General features: G+C 37.8%; 14 protein-coding genes. 7 read left to right on the top strand and 7 right to left on the bottom strand.

Annotated elements, in window-relative coordinates:
- Positions 1 to 46: 46 nt before the first annotated feature.
- Positions 47 to 1,522: a RagB/SusD family nutrient uptake outer membrane protein gene (locus ES711_RS13215; protein WP_146893770.1), complete on the bottom strand. Its 1,476-nt coding sequence runs from the start codon at positions 1,520 to 1,522 to the stop codon at positions 47 to 49.
- Between the two features lie 14 nt (positions 1,523 to 1,536).
- Complete coding sequence (locus ES711_RS13210) at positions 1,537 to 4,791, bottom strand: SusC/RagA family TonB-linked outer membrane protein (RefSeq protein WP_146893769.1); 3,255 nt, start codon at positions 4,789 to 4,791, stop codon at positions 1,537 to 1,539.
- Between the two features lie 591 nt (positions 4,792 to 5,382).
- Between ES711_RS13210 and ES711_RS13205 the strand changes: the two genes are divergently transcribed.
- The 4 genes from ES711_RS13205 to ES711_RS13190 all read left to right on the top strand — a co-directional run bounded on the left by ES711_RS13205 (position 5,383) and on the right by ES711_RS13190 (position 11,036).
- Positions 5,383 to 5,985 (top strand): ribonuclease HII, encoded by a 603-nt coding sequence (locus ES711_RS13205; protein WP_146893768.1) that lies wholly within the window; start codon positions 5,383 to 5,385, stop codon positions 5,983 to 5,985.
- 26 nt (positions 5,986 to 6,011) lie between these two features.
- Positions 6,012 to 8,441, top strand: a complete 2,430-nt coding sequence (locus ES711_RS13200) for a PQQ-binding-like beta-propeller repeat protein (RefSeq protein ID WP_146893767.1) — start codon at positions 6,012 to 6,014, stop codon at positions 8,439 to 8,441.
- A 105-nt stretch (positions 8,442 to 8,546) separates the two neighbouring features.
- Positions 8,547 to 9,869, top strand: a complete 1,323-nt coding sequence (locus tag ES711_RS13195; RefSeq protein WP_146893766.1) for an OmpA family protein — start codon at positions 8,547 to 8,549, stop codon at positions 9,867 to 9,869.
- A gap of 117 nt (positions 9,870 to 9,986) precedes the next feature.
- Entirely contained in the window at positions 9,987 to 11,036 is a 1,050-nt protein-coding gene (locus tag ES711_RS13190) for a nucleoid-associated protein (RefSeq protein WP_146893765.1), read from the top strand.
- Between the two features lie 176 nt (positions 11,037 to 11,212).
- Here the strand turns inward: ES711_RS13190 and ES711_RS13185 are convergent, their stop codons facing one another.
- The 4 genes from ES711_RS13185 to ES711_RS13170 all read right to left on the bottom strand — a co-directional run bounded on the left by ES711_RS13185 (position 11,213) and on the right by ES711_RS13170 (position 13,085).
- A complete protein-coding gene (locus ES711_RS13185; RefSeq protein ID WP_146893764.1) occupies positions 11,213 to 11,695 on the bottom strand; it encodes a hypothetical protein in 483 nt (160 codons plus the stop codon).
- 3 nt (positions 11,696 to 11,698) lie between these two features.
- Positions 11,699 to 12,415, bottom strand: coding sequence for a lipoyl(octanoyl) transferase LipB (lipB, locus tag ES711_RS13180; RefSeq protein WP_146893763.1), 717 nt, complete (start codon positions 12,413 to 12,415; stop codon positions 11,699 to 11,701).
- Between the two features lie 201 nt (positions 12,416 to 12,616).
- Positions 12,617 to 12,751, bottom strand: coding sequence for a YqaE/Pmp3 family membrane protein (locus tag ES711_RS16635; protein WP_146893785.1), 135 nt, complete (start codon positions 12,749 to 12,751; stop codon positions 12,617 to 12,619).
- A gap of 175 nt (positions 12,752 to 12,926) precedes the next feature.
- Positions 12,927 to 13,085: a YqaE/Pmp3 family membrane protein gene (locus ES711_RS13170; protein ID WP_133757367.1), complete on the bottom strand. Its 159-nt coding sequence runs from the start codon at positions 13,083 to 13,085 to the stop codon at positions 12,927 to 12,929.
- A gap of 142 nt (positions 13,086 to 13,227) precedes the next feature.
- On the opposite strand from ES711_RS13170, the gene lysS reads away from it, so the two are divergent.
- The 3 genes from lysS to ES711_RS13155 all read left to right on the top strand — a co-directional run bounded on the left by lysS (position 13,228) and on the right by ES711_RS13155 (position 18,462).
- Positions 13,228 to 14,916 (top strand): lysine--tRNA ligase, encoded by a 1,689-nt coding sequence (gene lysS / locus ES711_RS13165; RefSeq protein ID WP_146893762.1) that lies wholly within the window; start codon positions 13,228 to 13,230, stop codon positions 14,914 to 14,916.
- Positions 14,917 to 14,921: 5 nt separating this feature from the next.
- Positions 14,922 to 15,827, top strand: coding sequence for an endonuclease/exonuclease/phosphatase family protein (locus ES711_RS13160; RefSeq protein WP_146893761.1), 906 nt, complete (start codon positions 14,922 to 14,924; stop codon positions 15,825 to 15,827).
- Between the two features lie 160 nt (positions 15,828 to 15,987).
- Entirely contained in the window at positions 15,988 to 18,462 is a 2,475-nt protein-coding gene (locus tag ES711_RS13155; RefSeq protein WP_146893784.1) for a zinc-dependent metalloprotease, read from the top strand.
- Between the two features lie 90 nt (positions 18,463 to 18,552).
- On the opposite strand, the gene ES711_RS13150 is transcribed toward ES711_RS13155, so the two are convergent.
- A complete protein-coding gene (locus ES711_RS13150; RefSeq protein ID WP_146893760.1) occupies positions 18,553 to 19,107 on the bottom strand; it encodes a GDYXXLXY domain-containing protein in 555 nt (184 codons plus the stop codon).
- Position 19,108 lies beyond the last annotated feature (1 nt).

The raw sequence follows: 19,108 nt of genomic DNA, 5'->3' as shown, positions 1-19,108 counted from the left end.
GGCAACCTTTTCAGGTTGCCTTTACAATATAAATACTTAAGATGTACTAATTCTGAGTATTGATGAATGGATTATTTTGAATTTCTGATTCTGGAATTTCAAAAGTCAAACGCTCATCATCATAAGGAAGTGTTTGGCCAACATTAGACAAGTGGTTTGTACCTCTTGTTGTTGATTTCTTAAATCTCTTTAAAGCTAAATAAGATTTCCCTTCACCCCAAAGCTCAATACGATTTTGAAGGTAGATTTCATCAAGTAAATTCGCACCTGACAAACCATTTAAATACGCAGAGTCAACGCCTCTTTTTGCCAATAACTCTCCCAAACGGGCTCTAGCTCCAGCTTCATCACCAAGACGTGCAGCTGCTTCAGCATTTAAAAGATACATTTCTGCAATTCTCATATACACATAATCAGTGGTAATTACTCTTTGTCCGCCAATTACTTTAGCTGGATCATAGAATTTATTCAATGGCATTAAGTAATCTCCACCTGGCTCATTAAAAAATTGTCCTTTTCTCACATCGTTAGCAGGAATGGCATCAAAAAGACCTTTATCGATAGTTTTAGGATCTCCTGCCCAAGCATAGCTATACGTATACAAGTCCATTTGTCCCCACCAAGAAACTAAATCCAATCCTAAATCTGTAGTGATATCCTGACCCCACATCCAACCTGGAGTGTTTACATCATTAAATCCACCTACTACTTCAGTAGCACTCATTAAAGGAAAACCACCGTTGTTGATGATGTCTTCAGTTACAGTTTTCATTTGTGCAGCGTCTCCGGTAACCCCATAAACATATGCTAACACACCTTTTGCTACAAAATCATTGATTTGACTTTTGTTTTCACGATTGAAATCAGAAAGCAATGAAATAGCGTCGGTCAAGTCAGCAATAATATAATCAAAAACTTCTTTGGTTGATGATCTTGGCAACGCTTCTTGAGCTGGCTCAACATACAAAGGTAAAATCTCTGCAGATGGGTCATAGCTGTTAGCGAATAATTGTGACAAATAAAAATAAGAATGTGCTCTTAGCGTTTTGGCTTGACCCAATACCCATCTGTTTTCTGCCAATTCTGGCACTGCATCATTCCCACCAAGTGTAGCTATAACCTCATTAGAAGATCTAATGATTCTGTAATAGTATCTCCAAGGCTTATAATTGCTGTTTGATGTAAAGTCTTGCGTCGGAACATATTCCGTGACGCCTCTATACCAGCCATAGTTGGTAGCAGCTAAAACTACGTCTGACGATAAAAAGTCAGAATACAGATCATAGCCTTTTTGACCAAAATCATCATGATCTAAATCAGTACCACCGGTACCAGTTTGAACCATTGTCGTGTAAATACCAGACAAGATACCTGCTACAAGGTCAGGATTATTCTGCGCTGCATCTTGCAAATCTTCAGCAGAAATAAACTCTGTAGGAGCTGTTTCCAAGTAATCTTCTGAACAACCAAGCGCTAAAAAGAGCGAGGCTACGAAAATTGAACGTTTTATATTATTTTTCATATATATAATTATTATTAAAATTTAACTCTTACACCCATTGTGAATGAAGTTAATGGCGTGTATCTGTATTGGTTTGAAACACCTGATTCAGACGTTGAAGGGTTGAAACCGTCTCTTTCACTGAACAAGAACAAGTTGTCACCCGATACCCAGATATTTAAATTATCAATTCCAGCCGCTGCAATTGCATCTGATTTTAAGGTATATCCTAATTTAATATTGTTTAAAGAAAGATAATCAGACTTAGTTAAAAAACGTGTAGAAAGTGATGAGAAACGGTTATCAGTTGCATAGTTATCAGACAATCTAGGTACGTTTGTAACATCACCTGGTTGTTGCCATCTGTCTAAGATATCAACATGCCAGTTATTAGCACCAGCTTGCGCGTTTTGCATCAAGTTAGCATAAGCTGAATCATACGCATAACCACCAATGCTGTATAGGAATTGTGAACTGATGTCAAAATTCTTGTAAGTTGCAGCTATTCTGAATGCTCCTCTTACTTTAGGAATTGCAGATTTACCTACATACTTTGTCGTTGCATTAGCATAGGTTTTAGTAGTTTCTTTCTGAACATTAGCATTTGGATTTTTGTCTAAATACTCAATCATAGAGCCAGATCCATTATCTGCTGTATCAAAACCTTCACCAGCATCAAATTGACCGTTGCTGTTTGCGTCGTCAAAATAACGGTACCACATTGCTCTACCATCTGCAGGATCAACACCAGCCCATTCTCTCATGTAGAAATCGAAAATAGAGTGTCCGTTTGCATATGCAAAACTACTTGCAGCTGTATCAATATACTTTGGCAATCCAGTTGATGGATCAATTGGCATCGTTTTGATTTCGTTGTTTAAAACCTCACCGTTTACAGATACGTCTAGAGTGAAATCATTTGTTTTCACGACATGAGCCGATAAGTTGAACTCAATACCGCTGTTCATTAATTCACCATCATTAACGGTTGTTACCGCAATTCCAGATGATGGGTTATTACGTCTGTCAAATAATAAATCTTTAGTTAATTTTCTATAGTAATCTACAGAACCTTCTAAGAAACCATTTCTACCTAAAGTAAACTCAACACCAGTTTGGAACTGAGTAGATGTTTCCCAAGTTAAGTTAGGGTTCCCGTAATCTCTATTTGAAAGTGCAAAACCATCATTAAGGTTTCCAACGTTATAACTGTTGATCCCTGGATATAGTCCAACACCCGCTTGTTCTCCTACAAGACCGTAACTTGCTTTTAATTTTAAGAAATTAACAAATGATGATCCTTGTAAGAAGTTTTCATTTGATAATACCCAAGCAGCACCTACTGATCCGAATGTACCCCATTTGTTGCCTGGAAGAAATCTTGAAGAACCATCACGTCTGATAGACCCTGTCAAATAGTACTTTTGATCAAAATCATAATTGATCTGTCCAAAATAACTTTCAAGAATCGCTTCTCTTGTCCAAGATGTTGGAGGAGAAGATACAATGATAAAGTTGTTTAAGTCATCAACATAAGGACTTACAGCACCATGCATACTTGCAGTGTTACGTCTTTGTGTCCAGTCGTTTGCTTCATGAGCTGCTAACACTTCAAGGGAGTGATCTCCCCAGCTGTTCTTATAACGTAACAACTGTAAAAAGTTTTTAGCAAAATATTCCGTATCTCTTCTGTAGATCGAACCACCTTGTCCAACAGCCGAACCGTAGAAAGGATTGTTTAAACTAAAGTACTTATCGTTATAATATTGGAAACCAAATCTTGTTTCAAACGTAAGGTTTTTAGTGAATTTCACATCAAAAGAGAAATTACCGTTCAATTCATGTCTTTTAGCACGACTTCTGTCATAATTTGCATCAGCAATTGCATTCGTTAAAGCACCAAAGCCTCTACCGTTGCTACCGTAATCATATACATTGCCGCCAAATTTATCATCAGCAATTGTTTGACCGTTAGCATCTCTTAAATAAAGTGGGTAGATGCTTGGTAAGTTGTCTACAAACCAGAATACACTTCCTGAATCTTCTGATTGACCATTGTTGTTTGTTTCTGAAAGCGCGTAACCTAAGTTTGCACTCGCCTCTAACCATTCTTTTGGTTTGTGAGAAACATTAAGACGTGCAGAATAACGTTCGTAGTCTGAATTGATTAAATATCCTTCTTCATCCAAATAACCGAATGAGCTGAAATATTTAGTTTTGTCATCACCACCACTAAAGCTTAAGTTAGCTTCTTTTCTGTAAGAGGTTTGGAAACCGTAATCTTCCCAATTTTCAGGATTATATCTTCTTGTAACCCCAGATCTTACTGAACGAGTTGAAGGATCAATAAGTTCTCCACCATCAGCTACATTCCACATGTTGTAAAAAGGGGCGATACCACTTGAAGAAAACAAACTGTTGTTTGCATAGGCTTCTGGATCAGCTTCTCCTAAAGCAACACCTTTATTATACTTAGCTTCCCAAGCTAAACCAATATATTGCTCAGGGTTTCTAATCACTTCGTTTCTTGGCAATAAACTTACGTTAAAGCCAGTTTTAACATCCACATTAATTGAAGACTCACCTGCTCTACCAGTTTTAGTAGTAATTAAAATAACACCATTCGCTCCCCTTGCACCATAAATAGCGGTTGCAGTTGCATCTTTTAAAACCGTAGTCGATTTAATGTCAGCAGGATTGATTGCATTAATGTTTTCTGTACCATTATAAGGCACACCATCTACTACATAAAGTGGGTCTCTGTTACCATTTACAGAACCGAAACCTCTAATACGAATTGTTGCGGCAGTACCAGGCTGACCTGAAGTGTTAATTACATTAACACCCGCTACCTCACCAGCTAATGCTTGAGAAACGTTTGAAAATGATTTTACCTCGAGGTTCTCTGCGCTTACAGTTGTTGCAGATCCTGTAAAGGATTGTTTCGTTGCGGTTCCATAACCAACAATTACTACTTCATCTAATGCAGCGACATCTTCTTCCATCGCAACATTGATTGTATTACTAGCACCTACTAATTTTTCAGTACTTTTCATACTTACAAAAGAGAACGCTAATGTTTCACCAGAACTCACGTTAATGGTATAGTTACCATCAAAATCAGTTTGGACTCCACGAGTCGTGCCTTTTACAATTACACTCACGCCAGGCAATGGCAACCCATCTGAAGCAGAGGTTACTGCACCTGACACACTTTTCTCTTGTGCAAGAGAAATTTGCATCACAAACGCCATAAAAAGCGTCATTAACCATGTTAATTTTAATTTCATAAAACAATTATTTGAGTTAGTCTTGCGCAAACATCATAATAAAAACCAAATTAAGCAAGCCTTATACTTAATATTATGTTAAGCTTGAAACGCCCGCTATTACTCATAAAATTGGCTAATTGACTGAGAATTAAGGACCTCAAAAAATCACTAAAAAAAATCTCATGGTTAATATTTTATGAAAAATAAAATGAATCAATCCTCTAAATAAACAAACGATTTATATTTTGGCGATAACCGTATTTTTCGCTAATTTTTTAGCTAATACCTTGCATTTTTACAATTGGCAAATTATGATGTGTTAAAAAATCAACTTATTTTCTTAAAATTTAAGTATCTGAGCCCACAACTTGAGATTTAACCTTAACATCATCTTAAAAAATTGGAAATTAAAAAAGGATATAACAAAAAAAATCTCGGAACATTGACGTTCCGAGATTTATAATATTGGTGACTAAGTATTAGTCCAGATTGTCAGTCAACCTAATTTTGGTCAGCTTCAGAAATATTTGGATTGGCATGCTTTAAATCATTACTTCCTCAATGCCCAAGTAAAAAATTATAACTTTGTCAAAAACTATTTTAAGGCTTTTGAAACTCCAACTTTCGTATACTTTAGATCCTTTTGAATGTGGCACTGATGAAGCGGGCCGAGGCTGTCTTGCAGGACCCGTAACCGCCGCTGCCGTGATTTTACCCCAAGGTTTTAAAAACAAGGTGTTAAATGATTCTAAGCTGCTTACCGAGCTGAAACGTGATCTTTTAAAACCAATTATTGAAGATCAAGCCATCGCTTTCGCGGTTGCTCACGTCTACCCTGAAGAAATTGATAGTATCAATATTCTTAACGCTTCTATTTTGGCCATGCACAAAGCCATTCAAGATTTAAAAACGATCCCAACATTTATCAGTGTAGATGGCAATAGATTCAAACCATTTAATTCTATTCCACACCAAACCATCATTAAGGGCGATGGCAAACACATGAATATTGCGGCAGCTTCCATTTTAGCCAAAACAGGTAGAGATGAATATATGTGCCAAATTCATGAAGAATTCCCCATGTATAATTGGAAGCAAAATAAAGGCTATCCTACCAAAGAGCATCGAGAAGCCATCAAAAGGTACGGCATTACCAAATATCATCGCAAAAGCTTTAGATTAGTGCCACAACAATTTCAATTAGATCTCTAACTTTTTATATTTGCAAGAAACCCTCTATGAGAACAATTTGGTTATTACTTACGTTTATGCTCGTGATCAGTTGTGATACTGACTCTAAGGAACACTCCAATCTCATAAATCTGATACCTGAGAATAGCTCAGTTATTGTAAAAACCACATCCATAGAAGGTCTGATCAATGTTTTTAAGAACAATAGCTTGCTCAGCCAATTCGCCAAAAGCGATGCCCTTATCGATTTAAATTCTAAACTGGAATTTTTAGACCACCTCAAACCTTCGGAAGAGGTATTGCTGACTTTGGGGAATGTAAAAACAGACAGCCTGCAGGTGGCCATTATTACAAAATACCACAAAGATCTTTTTAATTTAGACTCTGTGCCCAACCATTCTGTAGAGACCTTATCTAACAAAGGAAATACGGTTACCAAAACCACAATCGACAACACCATTATATATAGTGTAGTTAAAGACAGTATTTTTTTCGCCTCCAATAATCGTGCGCTCACTGAAAAAGCCTTTAATAAAAGCAGTACTGATCCTGAATTAAAACGCCTGTATGAAACTTCCGGAAATGGCGGCTCAGTAGCCTTTATCATCGACACCAAAGACAAAGCTTTTAAACCAAATTTGTTTTCAGATTCCAACCTCAATGCTGTACAATTGAGCAACTATATGCTGTTGGATGCTGAATTAACCCAAGATCAGCTTAAGTTTAATGGCATTACTACAGCGAAAGACTCCCTTAAAAGTTTAATTAACGTCTTTAAGAACACTGTTCCCCAAGAAAATCAATTACCAAAAATTGCCCCGGCTGACGTGGATGGTTTTTTGAGCTTTTCCTTCAATTCCTATAAAACATTCAATGAGCAGCTGATCTCCTTTAGAAGTGCAGATACTATTGTTGAGAATCCAATTTTTGAAAGCGTGTTGGAAGCAGGAATGCTCTATAAGAATGATCAGCAGGCCCTATTTTTACACAGTATTGATGCGCCTAACATGAGCAATTTTTTAGGCGTGTTGAACACCGTAGAAACCTATAGAGATATTACAATTTATGAGTTCGACCAACCCCAACTTTTTTCAAAAGTGTTTGACCCTTTTATAGCTTATGCAAATGCCACAAACTACATCAGAATAGACGATTATTTTGTGTTTTCAGACTCCATTGATTTTCTTAAGGATGTGGTGAGCAATTACCAAAATAGCACCACCCTAATTACTGATGCCGCATTTGAAAATATGATGGAACACTTAAGTGATGAATCGTCCCTTTTTGTGTACGCGAACTCCAACCATCTTAAATCTATTGTCAACTCCAATTTTAAGGCTGATCCTACTATTAATACAGATGATTTTAACACCTCTGCCATTCAGTTTGTTTACGATACAGATTTTGCCCACGTACACGCCATTACATTAAAGAACAAAAAGAAAGCGACATCGAGTGCTGTTTATGAAGATATGAGTGTTACCCTGGATGCTGACCTGCTTACCAATCCGCAATTTGTAAACAATCATACCAACAGTCAAATGGAAGTGGTGGTGCAAGATGTCAATAATAATGTATACTTGATTTCTAAAGACGGGAAAGTACAGTGGAAAAAGCAATTGAAAAGCAGAATCCTCGGTCGTGTTGAACAGATGGACATCTTCAAAAACGGCCAACTCCAATTGGCATTTGCTACCCAAAACGAAGTGTATGTCTTAGATAGAAACGGCAAGGATGTTGGAGGATTTCCTTTAAAACTTAAGGATAAGATCACGCAACCCCTTTCAGTTTTTGATTATGATAATAATAGAGATTACCGCCTGATGGTTACTCAAGGCAATGCAGTATTGATGTACGACAAAAAAGGCAAAATCGTTTCCGGCTTTACCTATAAAAAGGCCGAAAAAACCATCAACACCCAACCGCAACATTTTAGGATTGGCAAAAAAGATTATATTGTATTTGTACAGGGCAAAGAACTTGAAATTTTGAGTCGTGTAGGTAAAACACGCGTCAACATTAAAAACAACATCGATTTTAGTGACAGCGGCATTTATCTGTACAACAACAAATTCACCACCACTACAGTTAAGGGAGATCTTATTCAAATTGATCAAAACGGAAAACTTTCGAGTGTCAATTTGAGTTTAGGTGAAAAGCACGCCATTAACGCTACTAGTAAAACGTTGGTCACTCTATCTGAAAATGTATTGCACATTAAAACTAACAAAATAGAGCTAGATTACGGCGATTATTCGCCCCCAAAAATCTTTTATGTAAACGATAAAATTTACGTGTCCGTAACTGATTTACAGACCAAAAAAGTTTACCTATTTGACAGTTTAGGCAAATCGATTGACAATTTCCCCGTCTATGGGAATTCCGCCATTGACCTCGATAATATTGACAAGGAAAAACGTCCAGAATTTGTAACTATAGGCGATAAAAACAGTATTATAATTTACCAAATCAATTAAACCTGCCATTCGTACATAAAGTCCTACCATTCATACAGTTTGTTTCCGTTCATCAGAAGTTTTGATTATGTTAAACTTTGCTATTAATCTAAAACAGTATTGATAATGAAAACATCCTTAACATTTAAATACTTATTGAGCATTACGCTTTTAGGTTTCATTTTTATCCCTACGGCCAATGCGCAAGTATGGAAACGCATACAAAAAAGTGCCGAGCGTACCGTAGAACGAAAACTGGAACAAAAAACAGAGAAAGAGACGGGAAAAATGATGGACTCCATTTTGGACCCGAAGGACACATCGTCTAAAAAACCCACACCCAATAAGCCAACACACGGCCCGACTTCAGATGACTCTTCATCACAACCTAACGCTTCAACAGCGTCCCAACAAAAAAATGTATCCGATGATTTAAAAGTGTACAGTAAATTTGATTTCGTTCCTGGTGACAAAATCTTATTTTATGATGATTTTTCTCAGGATTTCGTTGGAGACTTTCCTTCAAAATGGAATACGAATGGTACCGGTGAAGTTGTGAAAATAAACAATGTGGAAGGCAATTGGTTTGAACTAAAATCAGGACACAACGTTTTCTATGTGCCCGATCTTAAAAACCTGCCTGAAGATTATACGATAGAGTTTGACGTTGTCACCCAAGGTTTGGACAAGGATACGAGCTCTAGCGCTTATTTGAAATTAATCTTGAGTGATTCTGACAAACTCACTGCAAGCACCGCTAATTATATTCAAAGCTCTTTTTCCTTATGCCAATACTATTCCTATGGCATCCGTTCTACCAATTTCTTTAAGGGCAAACCTGGTGGTATTACCAGCAATGCAACGGCGGATATTAGAAAAGATTTATTGAACCAACCCCATATATCCATTGCAGTTACAAAAAACAGATACCGACTATGGGTCAATGAAAAAAAATACTTGGACATCCCTCGTATGATTGAAGAACTCAACTTTTTAAATCACATAAAATTGAGTGTTTTATATACTAAAGATAGTAAAGAACGCATTTTCATAAGCAACCTTAGAGTTGCTGAGGGTGGTGAGGACTTAAGAAGAAAACTCATCTCTGATGGTAGAATTTCTACAAATGGTATCCTGTTCAATTCTGGTTCATCCAAAATTAAACCACAGTCGCTCGGTATTATATTACAAATATCCCAAGTGTTACAGCAAGATGAAAATATGAAACTAAATATTGTAGGCCATACAGATTCCGATGGCAATAGTGATGCCAATTTAAAGCTATCTAAAGAACGCGCTTTAGCTGTTAAAGATGCTTTAATAAACCTCTATAACATTCCTGAAAACAGATTACAATCGGACGGAAAAGGCGCCAATAGTCCAGTCGCAGATAATTCCACGCCCGACGGGAAAGCACAAAACAGACGCGTTGAATTTATTACGCTCTAAATGCAAAAAACATCCTTTTAAACTACAAACGCCATCGATTTTTCTTTGGCGTTTTTTCGTTGATTTCGATCAAATTTATGTAGTATTGCAGACCTCAAAAACATAATAAGCATCGTCATGATCAAACGTATTAAAGCCTCCCTTTCTAAAGCCATTCTTCATAAGGTGGGAAACAAATTCAACAGCACTAAAAACGCTTTTTCTGAACAGGAGCTTGACTTTGACGAGATTAGTTATGATTTAATGTTACCGTATTTACTACGTCCTTTTGGAAGCTTGGTAGAGAGTTATCGGTTTAATCACCATTCCAACATCAGCCTTAACGAGATTAACAGTTATGCTTCTCAATTATTTGCTGATGAAAGCAATTTCGTAGATGTTTCAAAGCACATCGTCACCCATCTGTTTGAGCAGAGTAATTCCGCACAAATTAAAACTGGTGATGTTTTAGTGTGTCTTTTTAATGACATTCAGTATGAAGATTTATTTGTGAATGCCGTGGGGATTTTCAAAATTGAAACCCGAGCTGAATTTTTTCAAACCTATTTGGAGAACAACAGCTATGACATCATCACCCAAAAAGGAATTCCCACCAAAAAAGTGGACAAAGGCTGTTTGATTTTAAATACTTCGGATACTGAAGGCAACATCATTTTAAGTGTCGACAACAACTCATACGACACGCAATATTGGATTAAACATTTTTTAAATGTAAAATATCCTGATGACCATAACCAACACACCAAAAATTATATTGAACTCTGTAAAGATTTTTCTGAGGAAATTTTAAAGCCTACGTACGGCCTTCAAGAGCGTAGTACATTTTTAGCGAAAACCATCGATTTTTTCAAGGAAAACGAAGTCATAAATGTTGAAAGTTTCAAAGATGACGTGTTTGAAGATGATAGTTATAAAGATCTTTTTGACGATTATAAAAAAGGCTTTGAAACGGATCACTCTTTAATTATCCGTAATCAATTTGACGTTTCGGAGAGTGTCCTAAAAAAGCAAAAACAAAAGATTAAGACAGAGATCAAACTCGATACCAACATCCAAATTAAATTAGACGTTGATGCGCCTGACGCTTCCGCAGAATATTTAGAACGCGGTTACGATGATGTCAAAAAAATGCATTACTATAAGGTGTATTTTAATGAGGAAAAATAGAGGAATTGAAGATTGTTGATTGTTGATTGAGGATTTGGGAGTTACGATTTCCATATGTAATGAATTTTTGAAGTTTCAATACTGCGTACCGACATCTCCTAATTGCCGAACAACTGATAACTGAAAACTGAATACTGCCAACTGAAGACTGCAAACTGCCTACTGAATCCTGCCAACTAAGCACTAAACCCATCACCCTTAATTTCCTCAATCTCTATATGGCGGTGTGCAAACTTATGGATCTGTATTAATTTATTCAGATAGAACGCCTCCAACAAGGTCCAAATACCTGCAATAAATAACGGAATTATAAAGGCCAGCATGATGGTATATTCCCTCATAGGCTTTAGCTGATTCATCACATACATCAAATACAGCGACATCAGGGTATAAACCACTCCAAATCCAATGTCGAGTATCCAAAACAAGGGTTCCACCTTCGGAATTGAGTCTTGTTTATTGAGCAGCTTATAAAAGTTTTTGGTTTTAAAATGAAAAATCAAACTGCATATCCCTAAAATGGTCATTCCCACTGGAATCCACATCGTGGTTTCAAATGCTAGTTTCTCAAAGAGCAAGATATAAGAAATCAATCCGCCTGGGAAAAGGGCTAAGGGCACAATGACAACCAACAATATGATTTTTTGGATGTGCCCCATACTCTATAATGTGAAGTTCTCGTGTTGTGGAATCGCTTCAAAAAGATTCAGAAAATGGCTCAGCAGTTTCGCTTTAATCTCAGCCTCATCCACAGTATCAACCCCTAATTCGACATTTAGTGTTGTTACCGCCTTGCCGCGAATACCACAAGGGATGATATGATCAAAATACCCCAAATCGGCGTTAACATTCAGCGCAAATCCGTGCATGGTTACCCAACGACTCGCTCTCACACCCATGGCACAGATTTTACGTGCAAAAGGTGTTCCCACATCAAGCCAAACACCGGTTTCACCAGGACTGCGTTCTGATTTGACACCGTACTCAGCAAGGGTTAAGATGACCATCTCTTCTAAAAGTCGCAAATACTTATGAATATCTGTAAAAAAGTTCTCCAAATCCAGGATGGGATAGCCTACTACCTGACCTGGTCCGTGATAGGTAATGTCGCCGCCTCTGTTGATCTTATAAAATGTAGCCCCTTTTTGAATCAGCTGTTCTTCATTTAACAACAAATTAGAAACATCACCACTTTTTCCTAGAGTATACACGTGAGGATGCTCTACAAACAACAGGTAATTTGAAGTTTCTAAATGGGCATCTTCCCTCCTGTTCTTAATTTTAGTAGCTAAAACAGACTGGAACAATTCCTCTTGATATGCCCAAGTGGCTAGGTAATCCTTTTGGCCTAAATCTTGAATTTCAATGGTTCTATTCATAGACTACAAATTTAAACTATTTTGAATGGATGCGCTGTGATGTGGGATTGAAATAATCCAGACTGTAACCTCATTTGATTAGAAGACGGAAGACAGATGACATAATACTATACCACGGAGTTTCACAAAGAAGCACAGAGTTACACTAAGCGCTATTGTTCAAAACTAGCCCACTGAAGACTGAAAACTGAAAACTGAATCCTACCGCTTCGGCTTATTCAGAATGACTAATGCAGCAATGACGCCAAGAACCCATCCACAAAGCCACAGTAAGAACACGATAATAATAATAATAATAATACGCAATAACGGAATTACTGATAATGGAAGAAACAGGGAGTAAGACCATCTTAATACTCATTATACTGTAGATTTGGATGATCATAATACTTTTAACTTAATGCTATTCCACAGAGTTACACAGAGAAGCACAGAGTTACACAAAGCGCTATTTTTCAAAACTAGCCCACTGTAAACTGAAGACTGAAAACTGCCTACTTAAAACTGAATCCTACCGTTTCGGATTATTCAAAATAACCAAGGCGGCAATGACGCCTGGTACCCATCCACAAAGCCACAGTAAAAACACGATGATAATGGAGCCGCAACCCCGGTCAATAACTGCTAATGGTGGACAAAAAATAGAAAGCAAGACCCTCCAAATACTCATAATTTTAGTGATTTTGATGATTGATGTATTTATAAGACGATAAATAAACCAATTTGTTACGTTATATCGGCAATCTATCCCCAAAATTAGGTGGCTAATTTTGAGTAAATAGTGTAATTTTGCAATTCAAAAATTTAAGAGCATGCAACTTTCAGAACAAGAACTCATTCGAAGAGAGAAATTAGACAAATTACGTGAGTTGGGTATCAATCCGTACCCAGCCGATTTATATCCTGTAGACCACACGTCCAAACAGGTAAAAGCGCAATTTGAAGAAGGAAAGAAGGTTGTCATTGCTGGCCGTTTAATGTCTATGAGAGTTCAAGGGAAAGCAAGTTTTGCCCAAATCCAGGATTCTGAAGGCAAGATTCAGGTGTATTTCAATAGAGATGAAATTTGTACTGGTGAAGACAAAACCAAATACAATGAAGTCTTTAAAAAATTATTGGATTTTGGAGATTTTGTTGGCGTGGAAGGCGAACTTTTTACCACTCAGGTGGGCGAAAAAACAGTGAAAGTTAAAGATTTTACACTTCTGAGTAAATCATTAAAACCTTTACCACTGCCAAAAGAAAAAGACGGTGTTATTTATGATGCGTTTACAGATCCTGAACAACGTTACAGACAACGGTATGCAGATTTGGTGGTCAACCCGAAAGTTAAAGAGGTGTTCATTAAACGCACCAAGTTATACACAGCCATGCGTCAATTTTTTAATGATGCGGGTTATTTTGAAGTGGAAACACCTGTATTACAACCAATTCCTGGTGGTGCTGCAGCCCGACCATTTACAACCCATCACAACAGCTTGGACATTCCGTTATACATGCGAATTGCCAATGAGCTCTACCTAAAACGATTGATTGTAGGTGGTTTTGATGGCGTCTATGAATTTTCTAAAAACTTCAGAAATGAAGGAATGGACCGTACACACAATCCGGAGTTTACAGCTATGGAAATCTACGTGTCTTATAAAGATTACAATTGGATGATGGAATTCTGTGAGGAGTTATTGGAGCATTGCGCTATTGCGGTTAACGGCACTACAGAAGCCACTTTTGGCGAACATAACATCAATTTTAAGGCGCCTTATGCACGCGTTACAATGACCGATTCTATCAAACATTTTACTGGTTTTGATATTACCGGAAAAACAGAAGATGAGATCAGACAGGCTGCCAAGGGCATGGGTATTGCAGTAGACGATACCATGGGGAAAGGCAAATTGATCGACGAAATTTTTGGCGAAAAATGTGAAGGCAACTACATCCAACCCACTTTTATCACAGATTACCCTAAGGAAATGAGTCCGTTGTGTAAAGAACACCGCGATAATCCTGAGTTGACAGAACGTTTTGAACTGATGGTTTGTGGTAAAGAAATTGCCAACGCCTATTCTGAATTAAACGATCCTATTGACCAACGTGAACGTTTTGAACACCAGAAAGAATTGGCTCAAAAAGGCGATGATGAAGCTACCGGTGTAATTGATTATGATTTCTTACGTGCTTTAGAATATGGGATGCCGCCAACATCAGGTATGGGGATCGGGATGGACCGTCTCATCATGTATTTGACCAACAACCAATCGATACAAGAAGTGCTGTTCTTCCCACAAATGAAGCCAGAAAAGAAAGCAGTGGCGATGACAGAGGAGGAGAAAGCGGTATTCACCCTTTTGAAATCTAATGCGCCAATTAATTTGAATGCTTTAAAGGAACAATCCGGATTGAGCAATAAAAAATGGGATGCCACCATAAAAGGATTGACCAAGAATAAATTGGCCAAAGTCTCTAAAACAGATGATGGATTGTTTGTCGACATCGCATAATAACCATGAAAACATCCAAATTAATTCTAAAAGCATGTGCATTAGTGGCATATGCTTTTCTATTAATGATGCACTTAGTGCTTAAAGATCACTTCCAAAGTTTACAAGTCTTCTTTTATGCCGTACCACTTCCCTTTTTAATCTTCTTTGGGATTATTGTTACCTTACTATGTTATAGATGGAAGCTCCTTTTTATTGCCCTAATTGGTATTACGTTAAGCATAAGCGTCTATTGGTTTTATACAGCTTACAATTTTAAGAGCGATGGGGACATCCCAAATGAGACCACCGTGGTGCTATTCTGGAACGCTGCTGACGCATGGGAATTCCCTGTAGAGGTACTCATGGCGCACATTAAATCAGCACAACCGGATATCATTGGTCTGGTAGAAACCGAATACGCTTCGGAAGATGACCTACAATTATTATCAAAGACTTTCCCTTCTTATGAATTTAAAATTCTAGAAGGTTTTATGATGGTGGGCGTCAAAGGCAACATAACCGCAGTAAATTACCAGAGTAAAGAAGCCAGCTATAAAATCAATTTTGTTGAAGCTAACTTGAACGGCAATACACGAACGTTTTTGATCACGGACATCTATCAAAGTCCAACCATGAACAAGGAAAAAGCCATTGGAGCCGCCTTGCAATTCGCACTTCAGAACAATGCTGAAATCATCATGGGCGATTTCAATACCCCGCAAAAAAGTGTGCATTTCAAACGTTTTACACCTCACTACGAGAGTTTGCGAAACTATGGCCAAGGATTCACGGCCACCTGGCCTTTTGGAATTCCATTATTGGAACTTGATCAAATTTTTACAAATAACATGTTCACTCCTGTGCTTCTCCAAAAGTTTTATCAGCCTGAATCTGACCATGCCTTACTCGTTGGGTATTTAAAAGAATAAAAGCCTCTCCATAAAAAGGAAGTAGAGGCATCAACGCCTTACAATAGTTAAATAAATATTAAAAAAAATGCCAACACACTATCTACGATAGGTATTGCGTATTTTCCCTTTTTTAAATTTCAAAACCTCTAACAACGTGAAAAGAATTTCCCTAAGCGTGATGCTTATGGCTTCATTTTTTTTAGTTGCCTCTTGTGCAACCGCTAAAAAAGCCTCCAAATCATCATCTACCGCTTCCGCTGATGCCTCAGCAAAAAAACCTGGAAAAGATGACATCCAGCCTTACAACAAAGTTATTACGAAAGACGCCAAAAGTGATCCTGGTTTGTTTACTGTTCACAAAGTAGAAGAAGACTACTTTTATGAAATTCCAGATTCATTATTTGAGCGTGAAATGCTGATGGTAACGCGTATTGCAAAAACAGCTAGTGGTTTAGGCTTTGGCGGTGGAAAGCAAGATGAGCAAGTGCTGCGTTGGCAAAAAAAGGATAAGAGAGTATTATTACGTATGGTTTCTCACAGTGTGGTTGCCAATGACACCCTTCCAGTACATGAAGCAGTGGTAAATTCTAACTTTGAACCGGTTATTTTTAGTTTTCCAATTAAAGCCATCGGCAAAGATTCCTTATCTATAGTAATTAATGTTACTGATTTATTCAACAAAGACGTGAAGCCATTTGGCTTACCGGATAGGACCAGAAAACAATATAAAGTCACCCGTTTGGAAAGTGATCTTTCGTATATAGAAAGTGTAAAAAGTTACCCTTTAAACATTGAATCACGCCACGTAAAGACCTACAGCGCAAGTGAGCCACCTTCTAATGCTGCTAGTGGTGCCATCTCCATAGAATTAAATAATTCCATGGTGCTTCTTCCAGAAGTGCCCATGAAACGCAGAATTTTTGACCAACGTGTCGGATGGTTTACAAGTGGACAGACGGACTACGGTTTGGATGCTCATGAAAGTAAAAAAGTAACCTATTTAGACAGATGGCGTCTTGAAGTAAAAGATGAAGATCTTGAGAAATTTAAGCGTGGCGAATTGGTAGAGCCTAAAAAACAAATTGTCTATTATATAGACCGCGCTACACCTGAGCAATGGCGAAAATACATTAAAGAAGGTATTGAAGACTGGCAAGTTGCGTTTGAAGCAGCAGGCTTTAAAAATGCAATCATCGCCAAAGATCCACCAACGGTTGAGGAAGATCCAGAATGGAGCCCTGAAGATGCCCGTTATTCTGTTGTCCGTTATTTGGCCTCTCCAATCCCTAATGCTAATGGACCTCACGTTAGTGACCCAAGAAGTGGTGAGATTTTAGAAAGTGACATCAACTGGTACCATAACGTAATGACCTTGTTGCGCAACTGGTTTTTCGTGCAAACCGCAGCAATCAATCCAGATGCTCAAAGCGTGAAATTTAAAGATGATATTATGGGCCGATTGGTGCGTTTTGTGTCCTCTCATGAAGTAGGTCACACGTTAGGTTTACCTCATAATATGGGCAGTAGCGCAGCTTATAAAGTGGACGATTTAAGAGATCCTGAATTCACTAAAAAATACGGAACGGCACCATCTATTATGGATTATGCCCGTTTTAATTACATCGCACAACCGGGCGATGAAGGCGTTGCCTTAATGCCAAATATCGGTATTTATGACAAATATGCCATCTCATGGGGCTACCGTCCTATTTTAGACGCAGCAACGGCAGAAGATGAAAAGAAAACTTTAGACAGTTGGATTTTAGAACATGCAGGCGACCCGATGTATCGTTTTGGAAGACAACAGAGCGGTGGGGTTATTGACCCAAGTTCTCAAACTGAAGATTTAGGCGATGATGCGATGAAAGCAAGCGCTTATGGTATTGCCAACTTAAAACGCATCGTTCCCAACCTTATCAAATGGACTGCTGAAGATGGCAAAGATTATAGCGATTTAGGCACAATGTACGAACAAGTTTTAGGACAGTACAACCGTTATATGGGCCACGTGACCGCAAATATCGGTGGAGTTTACGAAAACTACAAGACTTACGATCAGGAAGGTGCTGTTTACTCTCCGGTTGACAAAGCCAAACAAAAAGAAGCTTTAAATTTCCTTCAGGATGAATTGTTTACAACACCAGAATGGCTCATAGATGCCTCTATTTTCGATAAAATTGAATATGACGGTAGTTTAGAGCGTATCCGTGGCATGCAAATCAATACCTTAGATAATATTCTTGATTTTGGAAGAATGCAACGCATGATTGAGAATGAAACCACAAACAACAAAGAAGCCTACGGATTATTGACCATGATGCAAGATTTGCGCAAAGGCATTTTTAGTGAGTTGAATAGCGGAAAATCAATTGATGCCTACCGAAGAAATCTTCAAAGAGGCTATATTGACCGTATGAATTATTTGATGACGAAAGACCAAACGCCAGTACCTTCCCAGTTTAGACGTTTTCTTTCTAGAACCAATGTTGATGTCAATCAATCAGACATCAGAGCCATTGCTAGAGCAGAACTAAGATCATTGGAAAGCGCGATTAGATCTGGTTTATCAAGAACTGGAGATACGATGAGCAAAATCCATTTGAGAGATGCTTTAGAGCGTATTGATGCAATTCTAAATCCTTTAGGCAAATAGAAATAATTGCACACACATAAAAAAAATGCTTCGAGATCTTCTTGAAGCATTTTTTATTTACACCCTTTTTGAGTGGCTATGTCTAATAGCTTACTTTTCAACATAGTCTGCAATAGGAATATCATTAATAAACACATTATCAAGTACCGCTTTCCCCTCAAAAACATAAACCAAGGCATACGTGTTGTTAGGAAGGGAATCGCTTTGTGCGTTCATGTGCGCCACTTCTGCTTCATAAGCCTTCGCTTCATTCATATAAAATTCAGTAAAGGGAAAAGAAAAATGTACGGTTTGGTTCATCTTGTTATACCAATCTACTTTTGCTTGAATATAGTCGGAATCCTCAAACGCAGTTCTTGAAAATCGTTTCACCGTTGCAAATCCTAAAGCATCCGTAGCGAGAGCGATGTAAATTGGACTCCCATTTACCCAAGTGGTATCTTTGGAAACGGCGGAATTGATTTCATAATTCAAATAAATATATTTCCCTTTAAAAGGATCAGAAGGATCTACAGGTTGGGTTTTGAATTTATAAGAAACACCTTTTGTGAGGACCTTTTCTTGATCAAAAATCATTTTAGCAGGTACAAACAATTGCGCCAAAACGAGCACTAGAAATATCGAGATGATATGGACTGTTTTCATT

Origin of the sequence: Gelidibacter salicanalis, from assembly GCF_007997285.1 — a bacterium.
Classification (GTDB): Bacteria; Bacteroidota; Bacteroidia; order Flavobacteriales; family Flavobacteriaceae; genus Gelidibacter; species Gelidibacter salicanalis.
The sequence above is the reverse complement of the archived record's forward strand: the minus strand, read 5'-3'. Positions and strand labels throughout refer to the sequence as shown.